Here is a 15341-nt window from a genome sequence, read left to right on the forward strand (position 1 = left end):
GTTTATTCTGGCCTTTTCTACTTCCCAGGCTCAACAAACCGTATCCGATAGCCTCCAAACGCGAATCGATTCTCTTAATTATAGGAGAATGGCTCCCTCATTTTTGCTTTGGCAAAACATGAGAACGAGTCCTCTATACCCCTACCGAAATCCTTTTTTAAGACCTGAATCACCTTTTTTACCTGCTCCACTTACTAATCAAAATGTTCAGGTTTTAGTAGACTCTACCTTGAGATATAATATTGTGGAAGAACTCGACAGCACTAGGGTAGGAAATGAACAAGAATATGATTTTGATGAATTTTCGAAAATTCAAGAATATAAAGTAAGACAAGATTATTGGAGAAGCAGATCTAGAGGTGGAGATGGAGAAAGTGCTGTGGAAGGCCGTGGGTTAATCCCTCCATTGACTGTCAGTCCTTCATTTGACAGAATTTTTGGAGGAAGTGAAATCAACATTGTTCCAACAGGATATGTCAATTTAGACTTTGGTGCAATTTTTAGAAGGATAGACAACCCTACTCTTCCGATCAGACAGCAGCAAAATGGAGGATTTAATTTTGATCAACAGATCCAAATGGCTGTCAACGGATCTCTCGGAGAAAAAATGAAAATCGGGGCCAACTTCGATTCTAATAATTCCTTTGACTTCCAAAATCAATTGAAGTTAGAGTATGCAGGCTTCCAAGAAGACATTATAAAATCAATTGAAATAGGTAATGTGAGCATGCCAGTTCAGAACCGGTTGATTCAAGGGGCTCAAAACTTATTTGGTGTCAAAACTCAAATGCAATTTGGGAAACTTGGTGTCACAGCTGTTGCCTCCACCCAACGGGGAAGAAGAGACCAGTTAATCATTGATGCAAATGGACAAGGAAGGTCTTTTGATATTCAGGCCTCTAAATATGATGAAAACAGGCACTTTTTCTTAGCTCATTTCTTTAGAGATAATTATGAAAGATGGCTTCGAGGACTTCCCCAAGTACTTTCTGGCGTAAATGTAACCAGAATTGAAGTCTACATTATGAACAGGGCTTCCAATACAGAAACGTTAAGAAATTTTGCAGCATTCATGGATTTGGGGGAGGGACAAACCTTATTAAATCCATCCAATCCTGCCATTGGACCTGGAACTCCTGGCGCTCCTGCCGGTAATGGATCCAATAATCTTTTCAACAATATATCTAATAACCCTGCCTTCAGACCATTTGACACAGGTGCTCGGGCCATGGAGTCAAGCCTAAATATTAAAAAAGGGGTTGACTTTGAACAGATCAATGGATCTAGAAAACTAAGTCCTACTGAATTTTATTTTAACCCACAATTGGGATACCTCTCACTTTTCAGAAAACTTCAAAACGATGAAGTACTGGCCGTTTCTTATGAATATACTTACAATGGTCAGGTGTATAAGGTCGGCGAATTGACAGAGGACTATCAAAATCGTCAAGAAGATGAATTGATTTTTCTAAAACTTTTACGACCAGCTAGAATCAATCCTCGGGTTCCATCTTGGGATTTGATGATGAAAAACGTCTATAACTTAAATGCGAATCAACTTTTAAGAGATGGTTTCCAGCTTCAGGTGATTTACCGTGACGATAGGACTGGTTTAGACAACCCTTCTCTTCTGGAGGGAGAAAATGTAAAAGACGTTCCTTTGATCAAGCTAACAGGCTTGGACAATTTAAACCCTCAAAATGACCCAGCTCCAGATGGAAATTTTGACTTTGTAGAAGGGCTAACCATTCTTCCAGATCGAGGCTTACTTGTATTTCCGGTTCTAGAACCTTTCGGTTCCAACCTTGAGAAATATTTTCTGGATACAGAAATAGTACTCAAAGATAAATATGTCTATGACACCTTGTATCAGACTACTCAAGCTGATGCAGAATTAGTGACCAGACTTAATAAATATTTTATCAAAGGACGCTTAACGGCGGGCTCTGCTTCGGAGATCCAACTTCCTGGGTTAAATATTTCTCCAGGCTCTGTGATCGTTCAGGCTGGAAATATCCCCTTGACGGAAGGGGTAGATTTTACGGTAGATTACAATGTTGGTCGTGTAGTGATTATCAATGACGCCATTTTACAATCAGGAAAGCAAATATCCATCAGTTTTGAAAAGGCAGATTTGGTATCCTTTCAGACTCGTAGTCTATTGGGGACCCGATTGGACTATGTATTCAGTGACAAATTCAATTTAGGAGGTACCTTCCTGTATTTAAATGAACGACCCAATGTTACTAGAATTGCCACTGGAAATGAAACCTTAAGGAATAGCTTATGGGGCTTAGATGCAAGATTTTCGGATGAATCCCGTTGGCTTACTAAAATGGCAGACGCCCTTCCTTTTACAGATACCAAAGAGACTTCGTTAGTCAATTTTAGTGGCGAATTTGCCCATTTAATCCCTGGAACTTCCAACCAAGTAGATGGAGACCAGGCCTCTTACATAGATGACTTTGAAGCAGCAGTCACCCCATTTAATCTTGGGGGTGCGGCAAACCAAAACTGGAAATTAGCCTCAACCCCACAAACCGATGACAATCGATTTGACTTGAGCAATCAAACAGAAGATTTATTAGGGTCAACCTATAGAAGGGCCCGACTTGCTTGGTATAATATTGATAACATCTTCTATAGGGAAAGTGGTCCCGGAGTACCTTCCAACATATCAAGGGAAGATCGACGAAATCACTACGTTCGCCGGGTTGTACCGCAAGAGATTTTCCCTCAGCAAGACAGAACGGTAATTATTACCCCTGAGCCTTTATTTGAACTGGCTTATTTTCCTAGTGAGCGAGGGATGTATAATTATAATCCCAACTTGACTTTTGATGGGTTACTTCCAAACCCTGAGAAAAATTATGGTGGGGTAACCCGAGCAATTACCACAGAGGTAGACTTTGACCGAACCAATATAGAATACATTGAATTCTGGATGCTAGACCCATTCATTGAAGGAGAAAATGGTCGAGTGTTAGATGGAATATTCAATGAAAACAACACCACAGGCGGAAAGCTATTTCTGAATTTAGGCGACATTTCTGAAGATGTGATGAAAGACGGTCGTCATGCCTTTGAAAATGGACTTCCAGCAGACGGAGACCCTTCCAAAACTTCCTCCAATGAATGGGGGCGAATCACCAGGGAACAATACCTTCTTCCTGCATTTGACAACTCAGAATCTTCTAGGGAAAATCAAGATGTGGGATTGGACGGTCTGAAAAACTCAGATGAGGCAGGATTTTTCCAGTCTAGATTTTTAGATCGTTTGAGTATATCCCAAGAGGCTAGAAATAGAATTAATCAAGATGTTTCCGCAGATTTATTCCAATACTATCTGGACGAACAATTTGACCAGAACAATGTCAAAATTCTAGAACGGTATAAGAAGTTTAATGGATTGGAAGGAAATACTCCAGTTACTGCCAGCCAAAATCTTCCCTACACCCCATCCGGTTCCAATACCCCTGATAATGAAGATTTAAATACCGACAATACTATCAATGAACTCGAAAACTATTACGAATACGAAATTGACTTAAGACCAGGAAACTTGGTGGTAGGGCAAAATTATATCGTGGATAAGGTGACTCATAATGAGGCAGGTGAGAACGTTAATTGGTATTTATTTAGAATTCCAGTAAGACAACCTGATCGAGTTCAAGGAGATATTAATGGCTTTAAATCCATTCGTTGGATGAGAACCTATTTGACGGAATTTGAGCAACCGGTCGTATTGAGAATGGCTAATTTCCGAATGATTGGTAGTCAATGGAGGGTATTCCAAGAGTCCCTTTTCGAAAGAGGTCTTTTCGAAATACCTGAGCCAGATGTATCCAATGTGACAGTCGATGTGGTAGGTATTGAGGAAAATAGCCAAGGAAGTGCCACACAAAGCCCTTATGTATTACCTCCGGGAATCAATAGAGATAGGGATAATACCTCTACAGTAGAAAGAAGGTTGAACGAGCAGTCTTTAAGAATATGTGTTGAAGACTTGCCTGCAAAAGATGCCAGAGCAGTTTTCAGAAACATAACACAGGATTTGGTTCAATTTGAAAGAATCAAAATGTTCTTCCATGCTGATAGTGAAGATGCATTGGATGGAGAATTCACCGGTTTCTTAAGACTTGGAACAGACTACACCGACAACTATTATGAAATAGAAGTTCCTCTAACCATTACACCTAAAGGAACGAGAGACCCTCGACAAATTTGGCCATTAGAAAATGAAATAGACATTGCCATTCAGGATATTGTTGGGGCTAAAGTCGAAAGGGATAATAGTCAATCCCCTTTAAACATTCCATATACTATTCAAGTAAATCAGTACAAAGTAACCGTAGTGGGTAGGCCTGAATTAAGTTTGATTCAAGGTATGATGATTGGGGTCAGAAATCCAGGTGAATCGGGGGGAGCAAGTAAGAGTATTTGTGTTTGGGCCAATGAACTTCGGGTGACCGGATTCACAAAATCAAATGGGTGGGCGGCAAATGCTTTATTGAATGCAAAGATTGCAGATGTCGCAGTGGTTTCAGCTTCTATTAGACACAATTCTATAGGGTTTGGAGGTTTGGAAACCAGACTTTCTGAAAGATCAAGACAATCCACTACTCAGTATGATATTTCTACCAATATAGATGTACATAAACTACTTCCTTCTCAATTGGGCGTGAGTATCCCAATGTATTTTAGTGTAGAAAATTCATCTACTAGACCAGAATATGATCCTTTAAATCCTGACGTTCCTTTTGAAGTGGCATTAGGTAAATTTGAAACTGATGCAGAACGAGATGCATACCGAGGAATCGCACTTGACCAGTTAAATAGGAAAAATATTAGCTTTAATAATGTCCGAAAAATCAAAACCAATCCTGAATCTGTAAGTAGGTTCTATGACCTGAGTAATTTCTCATTTTCTTATGCTTACGGAACTGTAAAACAAACCAATGCCCAAATTCAGGATTATACCTTTAAGACTTATAAAGGCAATATTACTTATAGTTTTCAGCCTAAGCCACTGGTGATTGAGCCATTTAAAAACAGCACCTGGCTTGATTCCCCACACTTAAGGTTAATTAAGGACTTTAACTTTAATTTGGCCCCTACCCTTGTTCTGGCGAGGTTAGATATCGACCGAAGATTCCTAAGATCTCAATATAGAAACGATCAATTAAGTACCTCTGGAGTGGATCCGCTTTTCCAAAAAAGCTATTTCATGAATCGCTTCTACACGGTCAACTGGGATCTTACTAGAAACCTGAGGGTAGATTATTCTGCCAGAGTCATGGCCGTGATCGATGAACCGGAAGGTGACCTAGATTCAGAAGCAAAGCAGGATTCTGTAAAAAGTAATTTCTGGAGATTTGGTAGAAGAACTAATTACAATCAAACCATAAACCTGAATTATACCATACCTTTTGACAAGTCTCCAATTTTGGATTGGATAAGAGCTGATTACAAATACACAGCTAATTATACCTGGCAGACCGGCGCCATAGGTCAAAAAGATACACTGGGAAATGTTATTCAAAATACCAGGGATCAATCCATCAATGGTAAGCTAGACTTGATAAAGCTTTACAACAAGAATAAAAAGCTAGCTGCTCTGAATGCTCCTAAACGTCCAACAATTCCAGGAAGGAACTCTGTAGGAGCGGAAGATACCATCGGAACACCATTTAGTAATAAGGTCCTCAAATTTTTGATGATGGTGAAGGAAATCACTTTTAATTACGGGGTGATACAAGGCACTTTCTTACCAGGTTATTTACCAAATACGGGATTATTGGGAATGGACCGAGCTTTTGAAAATCCAGGACTGGCTTTCCTTTTTGGTAGTCAAGATCCTGCTATTCGTTACAGATTAGCAAGTGCAGGCTATATAGCTCCAAGTTCGGAACTCACCCAACCATTCTCTCAAAACCGAGCTATGAATTTAAGGCTGGGTAGTTTAATTGAACCGTTCCAGGATTTTAGGATCACTTTGACAGCCACTAAACGAGAAACAGGTAACTATCAAGAGATATTTAGAAATTCTACAGATGACCCAGGAGAATACATTTCAATTAGTCCAAACCGATTAGGTTCTTACAGTATTACCACCATCATGCTTGGAACAGCATTTTCGAGAGACGACTTTGAAAACAACTCCCCACTTTTCACAGATTTTGAAAAAAATCGAGACATTGTAAAAAGTAGGTTAGATAGCGAAAACGCATCCGGAGGAGAATATTCCATCAATGGGCAAGATGTATTAATCCCATCCTTTTTAGCTGCCTATCGAGGAAAGAATGCCTCTGATATGAAATTGAACCCTTTCCCAAAAACTCCACTGCCAAACTGGAGACTTGAATACAGAGGGCTTTCCAGACTCAAGGGATTAAGTGAAATATTTAGCAGCATCAATATTTTACATGGCTACACCTCTACTTATGATGCCAGCAATTTCTCCAACTCCCTGCAATACCAAGAGGGATTAGAGCTTTATAATAACTTACAAAAAATACCGAGACCAGATGTAACCAATGATGAAGGTCAGTTTATACCTATTTATGTGTTAAATCAGGTGGTCATGGCTGAACGTTTTTCACCGTTGATCGGGGTAGACTTGTTGACTAAGGACCGATTGAATATTGCTATCCAGTACAATAAAGAAAGAAGTTTGGGACTAAACTTTTCAAACGCCCAAGTGACGGAGCAGCGCAGCAATGATTTTGGAATAAATATAGGATATACCAAAGCAGGAGTAAAAATCCCTTTCAAAATTCAAGGTCAGCAGAAAATACTTAAAAATGATTTAACCTTCAGGTTGGATACCAAGGTGGTAGATACTCGACAAGTTCAGAGGAAAATCGAAGAAGGAAGCACTATTACCAATGGCAATTTGAATATACAGATCAGGCCGACCATAGGATATTTGATCAATCAGAACCTAAGCGTGACTCTTTATTTTGATAGAACAATTAATGACCCAAGGGTTACTACTGCCTATAGAAGATCTTCTACAGCATTTGGAGGACAATTACGATTTAATTTGTCACAATAGATTTTATTTAGCGCGATTCCTTTTAATTTTGGGACTCTTTACAAAAAATTTCAATTATGAATATTCCACAAGAATTAAAGTACACAAAAGACCACGAGTGGGTAAAAATCGAAGGTGATATTGCTACTATAGGAGTTACTGATTTTGCACAATCAGAACTTGGTGATATCGTTTATGTGGAAGTTGAAACAGTTGGTGAAACACTTGATGCTGAAGAAGTATTCGGAACCGTCGAAGCAGTCAAAACTGTATCTGATTTGTTTATGCCTGTTGCTGGTGAGGTAACAGAACTAAACGAAAAACTTGCAGATGAACCTGAATTGGTAAATTCTGATCCATACGGAGAAGGGTGGATGGTCAAAGTCAAAATTTCTGGTGAAGTTCCTAACCTTCTTTCTGCCGAAGAATATGCAGAATTAGTAGGTGCCTAATTCGTTGACTTTTGAGATTGTTTTTGAGTTTAGCTTGGCTAATTACCATTTCAATCGCAATGTTAACCCCCGGAGATAAATTTCCTGAGGTAGATGCGTTCGATTTCCAAGATAAATTTATTCACTTTATATGCTTCAGTTTACTAAGTTTTCTGTGGTGTGGAGTGGGAATAAAACCTCATGAAAGAGGAGTTTTAAGCAAAAGACTACTAATTAACTACTTGATTTTCGGAGTATTAGCCGGGATCATTTTGGAGTCTTTGCAACAATTCATCCCCTTTCGTACGTATGATTATATAGACATGGCAGTTAATGAGATAGGTGGAATCGCAGGATTCTTTGCATATTTTAAGCTGTCAGTCGTAAAAAACAACTTGGAATAATCGTCCTAAATACTTAGACTTGTTATTCCAAATTAGAAAAAAATTAACCTGTATAAACCAATTCACCATGGAAGCAAAAAAGACTCCTAAGGCTGATCTAACCAAAAAGTCAGGAATGTTCCTGAACTTAGGTTTAGCGTTGGCTGTTGGCGCTACTCTTGCTGCATTTGAATGGAAGTCATTCGACGAAGGTGCTCTTAAGGACCTTGGCCAGGTGACTGACAATTTCGAAGAGCTGATTGATATTCCAATCACCGAGCAGCCACCGCCACCACCACCACCAGTAGAACAGCCAATTATTGAGGAAATCCCTGATGAAGTTGAAATCGAAGAAAAAATCGAAGTAAACTTTGATGTGGATGTGAAAGAAGAAACTGTCATCAAAGAAGTTGTAATTGCAGAAGCTCCAGTAGAGGAGAAAGCTGACGAAATCTTTGACGTAGTGGAAACTCAACCAAATCCTCCAGGTGGAATGTCAGGTTGGAATCAATACCTTAGTAAAAACTTGAAATACCCTACTCAAGCAAGAAGAATGGGGATTGAAGGTACTGTAATTGTGGTATTCGTAGTTAACACCGATGGATCTATTCAAGACGTTGATGTTTTGAGAGGTATCGGAGGAGGTTGTGACGAAGAAGCAATTAGAGTAGTATCTGCAGCTCCTAAGTGGGAACCAGGTAAACAAAGAGGTAGACCAGTTCGTACCAGAATGAGACTTCCAATCAGATTTAAACTGAGCTAAAAAAATAAGAGACCCGAGCAATCGGGTCTTTTTTTTGTTCACATTTTTTCACCTTTTAATTTAGTTAATTTTTGTTATCCGGCTAGTATCCTGCTTTTCAACAGGTTAAATTCTTAGGTGTTAATTTTTACCTAAACAAAAAACAAGCCATGGAAAACAAAAAGACCCCTAAAGCGGACATACGAAAAATGTCCGGGATGATTTTTAATCTGGGATTAATGCTCAGCGTAGCGGCAGTTTTGGTGGCCTTCGAATGGAAGGCTTATGAGGATTTCGAAATAAAGTCTCTTGGAACTGAAGACAACACCTGGGATTTGTTGGATATCCCCAATACAGTCCAAACCCCTCCTACTCCCCCTCCGGTTTTACAGCAACCAGAAATCGAATTGGTTCCTGATGAAATTATCATTGAAAAACTGGATGTTGTTATTGATTTCAGTCTGGAACAGGAACCTGCCCCTACAGAAATTGAATTTGAAGGTCCTCCAGTGGTCGAAGATCCAGATGTCATCAATGATTTTGTGGAAGTGCAAGCCTCTTTTAAAGGAGGGATGGACCAGTGGTATGTCTATTTGAAAAATAATTTAAAATATCCTATCCAAGCGAGAAGAATGGGAATCGAAGGGACAGCAATCGTTCGATTTGTTGTCAATACAGATGGAAGTATCCAAGATGTGGAGCTAGTACGAACTATTGGAGGAGGCTGTGACGAAGTAGCTATGGAAGTTATAAAAAAATCCCCTAACTGGAATCCTGGCAGAATAAATGGAAAAGCAGTGAGATCAAGAATGACCATCCCGATCAAGTTCCGACTTAATTAAAGAATTATTTAAACAATGAGAAAGCTTACACCAAAAGTGTAAGCTTTCTTTTTTTATCTATAAATTCATTGTTCTGAAAATGAACCACCAACCCAAACCATTTATGAAGAATTATTCATTCCTTCTGAGTATTCTACTCCTATTTTCCTGTACTCAAAAATATGACCTTCTACTGATCAATGGAGAAATTTACGACGGGCAAGGAACTAGTGCTTTTGTTGGGGATATAGGTATTGTTGGAGATAAAATCGTTGCCATTGGAGATCTGGAAAAATCTAAATCTGCTGTTGTGATCGATGCCACTGGTCTTGCTATCTCTCCAGGTTTCATCGATATGCATACTCATTTAGAGCCCTTGATGGAGTTACCTATGGCTGAAAGTCTCCTAAGACAAGGAGCCACTTTTGCATTGGGAGGTCCAGATGGAGGTGGGCCTTGGCCTTTTGTAAGCTATTTAGACAGTCTGGACCAACTAGACCTGGGAATTAATGTTGGATACCTTGTTGGACATAATACCCTTAGAAAAGAGGTAATGGGAATGGAAGATAGAAAACCTACAGGTGAAGAACTAAACCTGATGAAATCCTATGTAAATGAGGCCATGGACGCCGGCGCATTTGGAATTTCAACTGGTTTAAAATACTTACCTGGGACATTTTCTGAACTGGATGAAGTCCTTGAGTTATCTAAGATGGCAAGCTCAAAAGGTGGGATTTATACTTCACATTTAAGAGAAGAAGGTTTAGGTTTAATTGATGCTGTAGAAGAAGCTATCGTGATTTCACGAGAAGCTTCCATACCGGTGGTTTTAACTCATCATAAAGCCATAGGTGTTAAAATGTGGGGACAAAGCTCCAAGACCCTTGCCATGGTCGACTCAGCCAGAAAAATAGGGTTGGATATCATGATGGACCAATACCCTTATGCGGCAAGTCACACAGGAATTAGCATTTTGATACCTAGTTGGGCCTTAGAGGGAAATGAATTCGAAAACAGAGTTGCCGATCCTGTTTTAAAAGATAGTATCAAAGCAGGCATTATCTTCAATATTCTGAATGACCGAGGAGGAAGTGATTTAAGAAGGATTCAATTCTCGAGAGTATCCTGGAAGAAGGAATTGGAAGGAAAAACGCTTCAAGATTGGTTAGAAATGGAAGGGATGGAACCTTCTATGGATAATGGGGCAGAATTGGTGATTCAGGCCCAATTGAATGGTGGCACTGGGACTATATACCATGCCATGGATGAAAAGGATGTGGAAAATATCATGAAGCACCCGATGACCATGGTTGGATCTGATGGAAGACTATCCTCTCCTGGGGATGGACACCCTCACCCAAGAGCCTATGGGACCTTTCCAAGGATTCTCGGATATTATGTAAGAGAATTAAAAGTGCTTTCGCTTCCAGAGGCCATTCACAAAATGACAGGTCTCTCTGCAAACCGTCTAGGGTTAAAAAATAGAGGATTAATCAAAGAGGGATATTTTGCAGACATCACTATTTTCGATCCTAAAACCGTAATTGATCAATCCACATTTACAGAACCCCATCAATATCCAGAAGGCATTGAATATGTCATTGTTAATGGAAAAATTGAAGTAAATGAAGGTGAACTAACTGGTATTTCCAATGGTCGGGTAATCAGAAAAAATCAACCATAAAAAAGGGGCCTAAGCCCCTTTTTTATAACACATTCATGGATTGTTCTTTAATTTTTTCGAGCTCATCCTTCATTAAAATCACGTATTTTTGAATACCTGCATCGTTGGCCTTCGAACCAATGGTATTGATTTCTCTTCCGATCTCCTGGCTAATAAATCCCAGTTTTTTACCTTGATTTTTCTCTTCTTTCATGATTTTGGAAAAATACTTCAGGTGTGTATCTAAACGAACAAGCTCTTCGGTAATATCTAGTTTTTCAAAATAATAAATGAGTTCCTGCTCAAACCGATTGGCATCAAACGAATTTTCGTCCAACCATTCGCTGAAATGATTTCTGATTTTCTGTTTGATCTTATCTTTTCGCTGCCCTTCCTCATTGATAATATAGGATAAGTTCTGAGCAATACTTTCAAGGTTGCCTTGCAGTTTTTCTTCCAAGGAAGCCCCCTCATCTTTTCTGAAGTTATCACAGTTTTTCAAAGCATCCGCCAACACAGACATGACCTGTTCCCATTCCTGGGCCTCGTCTTCATCTTCCGTCGTCACGTTATTGATGACGTTAGGGGCTTGAAGAGCCAATTTGAATAAATCCTGAGAATCATCACCCACGGATTGAGCCATGTCTTTAAACTTCCTATAGAACGTTTCAAAGAGCTCCTCGTTGATAGAAACAGGCAATTCTTTTGAGCTTTTGGATAAAAATTCAATGGACACACTTACTTTTCCACGATCCAAAACTCCCTGTACTAGGTTTCTTATTTCATGTTCTTTATCCGAAAACTGTCTTGGACTTCGAATGGAAAGGTCCAAGAATTTTGAGTTGAGAGATTTGACCTCCACATGGATCATAACCTTCTCATTCTCGAATCCGGCATTTCCAAAGCCGGTCATCGATTTGATCATAATTGGTTTTGATGATTAGAAATTAATCCCCAAAGTTACATAGAACTTTAGATCTTCATTTTTATAATTTCGAACAGGTTGCGCCACATCAAATTTTACATAATAATTTAGCAAAACAGTGCGAAGTCCAGCCCCATAGCTTTGTAACCAAGGATTATTGAAATTATTTAACGTGATGGTAAAAGGAGAGCCTTCCGTATTAATTACTTCAGTGTTTTGATCATTTACCTTCTCCCAAGGAGCAGAATTATTCCAAGCTGAAGCTATATCGTAAAAGCCAACTAATTGGAAATTTCTAATGAAATTTGAAGTAATATTCCCTCTACTTAAGTATGAGAAAATAGGCACTCTAAGCTCGGTAGTAAAAGATATCACATTCCTCCCTCGGATTTCATCATAATCATATCCTCTTAGATCAACAAAATCTGCAAATAAAATATTAGAATTTTCTATCCCTGTCGGATTCCTGATTGGAGAAGCTTCAGGCCTGTTGGATGGAGGTCTATAAAATTCATTGAATAACCAATTATCCATACCTCCCACAATATAGGTTTGAGGGTTATTCCCCATAAATGAACCTGCGTATAATTTGGATGCGAGGACAATGTTTTTATGAATTCTTTGATAATTTCTCAAATCCAGATAGAAGTTCCCGAATGAACGGGAAGATCTATTCAAGGATTGGTATTGCATGTATCCTATTTTGCCTTTAAATCCAGCTTGGGAATACAGACCAATGGGTTCTGTTTTATCAAAAACAAATTCAGCTTTTCCGCCAATATAATTTACATCAAACCTATTTTGATCCGGATCTTGACCAAGAATCAGAGAGTCAGAATTCAGGTTAAAATATTGAGTTTTGGCAACAAATGGTGCCAACATAAATCGTGCATTAATATTGAATGGATAAGAAAACCCTGCTTCCACTTTCGTAAGAACATACTTTTGGAAAGTAATATCTCCTTCAGATATTCGAATGGTTCTTCGATCAAACCTACCTCTAAAATCAATTCTGCTTTTTAAGTATTCATATTCAAAGAAAATATCTCCCCCAGACCGAAAATCCAAGGTAGTCATCACTCCTGCATAGAATTTATGGTTATCTAGGAGATCAGTCATTCTACCTGTAAAACTAATCCCAAAACCTCTCAACGGATCTACTACAAACCTTGTATTGATACTATTTGTCAAAAACTGAGGTTCCATTCGCCTTGGCCCGGAAACTCTTTTTTGCAAGCTCTGCTTTCTAAAAGTTTCTAATAAATTAATCTTATTATCTCTCCCTTCTGACCCTATTCTCTCGCTGGCAATAGTTGGGTTTGGAAGTGAATCAAATGTGTAATTCTCTGTATTTATACCATTTTTGGATTCAAATCGTAATCTATCCAAGTTGATTGAAGTAGAGATGTTTTTTTTAGTGGTATCTACTTTGACAGTAACCGTATCCTTTGTAACAGGCAATTCCAATGATGGTTTTTCTTCCACTGGATCCTGAGCTTTCTCTTCCAATAATCTTCTGGCAGCAATTCGTTCATTCAGCGATTTAGCTTGTTCCAATTGGATTCTTGGAGTACTTGGAGTAAACTGATCGGCGCTGGAATAATTTTCAATCTTTAGGAATACTTCTCTTCCATCTCTCACTGCGTAAGCAATCTTGCTCATTCTACTGCTCACATCAAATACTTCAATACTCTTATTAAACCCAGAAATTTGGTTGGCAACTTGAGATCCAATCCCCAATCTCATCAAATTATTTATCCCACTGAGGTCACTCAAAAACACTACACTATTTCCATTCAATTTTCTAGGAAGAATATTTTTACTATTGGTATTAGTAAGCTTTCTAGTCACAATAGTATCTCCTACTTCCATGAGGTAAAGATTATATGCGTTGGGTAAACTGCTCAAATCCATTTCCTTCACATCTACCGAATCGGATAATTCAGTGTAATTCGTAGAATATATGATAGTGGAATCATTCAAAAATGTAGGCGTAAGATCATCAAAAATGTCATTGGTCAACCTTTTACCAGCTCCTCTTGTATTTAAGGTATAGATATCGGATTTCCCATTGGATATAGCAGAAAGCACCATATTCCTTCCAGACTCATTAAAATCTAAGCTTAAAATCTGTGTAATATTTCTCAGAAATATTTTGTCTTGACTACTACCATCAATTGATCTTAATCTTAAAGTTGTAAAGCCTCTTTTGAATGATGCAATAGCTAGATTTGCGGAATCCTTCCAAGCAATTATTGGAGATATTAAATTTGGAGCCTGGTCTTTATACACGGCCCCTCCCTGCAACAAAGTGCGTTCATTTCCAGAACTCACTTCCCTAATCTGAACTTTATAGCGACCGCCATTATTAATCACATAAGCTACATTCAGACCATCTGGGCTAAATTTGATATCACTTATGGCTCCCATTACTTTGGAAGAAGTAGAGGCTACTGCATTTGATCTGTCTACATCTTTGAAATTTGTAAAGACCTGCTGATTGATGGTCTTATAATATTTCATCCATTCCGAGGTAAAAGTATCATAATTCAGGCCCACCGTATTGGCGATACTATTTTCCTCATTTCGGTTGATTCTTGATAGATTCAAAATACTGGAAATATATCTTCGCCCATACCTTTCTGCTATATAGTTCCAAATAGATTGCCCTACAAGAGCCGCTTCATGTTGCTTTAATTTTAAGATTTTTGGATTTTCCTCTTCTTGTAAATAGTGGCGAACAAAATCATCCATTTCTAAACTCCACCCTTTTGCCAAATACAAAGCAATCCCGTCAATATACCATTCCGGAAAAGCATTGACTAAATTGGATTGGAAGGCATCGGACACTGAAGATCCATATAGCATCTCCTGGATGATCACCTTTGAAGTAGCATATAAAATATCTTCTTTAAACTGATCTACCTCCCCTTTGTATGAAACTTCAGCAATCAAACGGTTAAAATCAGTCTGACCTTCTTCATACAATTCCATTTTATTGACGTCCAGATTACTTTGCAATAGTTCTTCTGGAGAATTGTAGATATAAATCTTTGGTTTGGTATATGCCACATACCCTATCATTTGAGTTAGCTTATTAAACTCTTCCTCCAAAAACTCAATGGCCATTTTTGCATTTGCTCCACCACGGTCATAGTAATACACCTCAAAGTTATTAGAGGTGAAATAGTACCATTCAAATTGCTGGTGCTGAACCCTGTTCTTTCCAAATCTCTCTTGATCAAATTGAGCAAGAACAAAAAATGAATTCAACCATAACCCAGCAAAAATCAATATTCGTAACAGGTGATATCGCATTCGTATTGCTGAAGATGTTTTT

General features: G+C 38.6%; 8 protein-coding genes. 6 read left to right on the forward strand and 2 right to left on the reverse strand.

The window, feature by feature from the left end; translation table 11 throughout:
- The first annotated feature begins 118 nt into the window (after positions 1 to 118).
- From sov to JYB62_RS09000, 6 genes are all read left to right on the forward strand, one after another.
- Entirely contained in the window at positions 119 to 7057 is a 6939-nt protein-coding gene (sov, locus tag JYB62_RS08975; RefSeq protein WP_243431479.1) for a T9SS outer membrane translocon Sov/SprA, read from the forward strand.
- Positions 7058 to 7113: 56 nt separating this feature from the next.
- Positions 7114 to 7488, forward strand: coding sequence for a glycine cleavage system protein GcvH (gcvH, locus tag JYB62_RS08980; protein WP_205645054.1), 375 nt, complete (start codon positions 7114 to 7116; stop codon positions 7486 to 7488).
- Positions 7489 to 7547: 59 nt separating this feature from the next.
- On the forward strand, positions 7548 to 7871 hold the full coding sequence (locus JYB62_RS08985) for a VanZ family protein (RefSeq protein WP_205645055.1): 324 nt from the start codon (positions 7548 to 7550) through the stop codon (positions 7869 to 7871).
- Between the two features lie 67 nt (positions 7872 to 7938).
- Entirely contained in the window at positions 7939 to 8613 is a 675-nt protein-coding gene (locus JYB62_RS08990) for an energy transducer TonB (protein ID WP_205645056.1), read from the forward strand.
- A 149-nt stretch (positions 8614 to 8762) separates the two neighbouring features.
- Positions 8763 to 9434 carry an energy transducer TonB gene (locus tag JYB62_RS08995; RefSeq protein ID WP_205645057.1) on the forward strand — a complete coding sequence of 224 codons (672 nt, stop codon included), beginning with the start codon at positions 8763 to 8765 and terminating at the stop codon, positions 9432 to 9434.
- 103 nt (positions 9435 to 9537) lie between these two features.
- Positions 9538 to 11097, forward strand: coding sequence for an N-acyl-D-amino-acid deacylase family protein (locus JYB62_RS09000; RefSeq protein WP_205645058.1), 1560 nt, complete (start codon positions 9538 to 9540; stop codon positions 11095 to 11097).
- A gap of 22 nt (positions 11098 to 11119) precedes the next feature.
- Here the strand turns inward: JYB62_RS09000 and JYB62_RS09005 are convergent, their stop codons facing one another.
- Together JYB62_RS09005 and JYB62_RS09010 are read right to left on the reverse strand one after the other, a co-directional pair.
- Positions 11120 to 12001: a YicC/YloC family endoribonuclease gene (locus JYB62_RS09005; protein WP_205645059.1), complete on the reverse strand. Its 882-nt coding sequence runs from the start codon at positions 11999 to 12001 to the stop codon at positions 11120 to 11122.
- Between the two features lie 15 nt (positions 12002 to 12016).
- Positions 12017 to 15319: a biopolymer transporter Tol gene (locus JYB62_RS09010; RefSeq protein WP_205645060.1), complete on the reverse strand. Its 3303-nt coding sequence runs from the start codon at positions 15317 to 15319 to the stop codon at positions 12017 to 12019.
- Positions 15320 to 15341 lie beyond the last annotated feature (22 nt).

The organism is Algoriphagus lutimaris (genome assembly GCF_017051705.1).
GTDB lineage: Bacteria > Bacteroidota > Bacteroidia > Cytophagales > Cyclobacteriaceae > Algoriphagus > Algoriphagus lutimaris.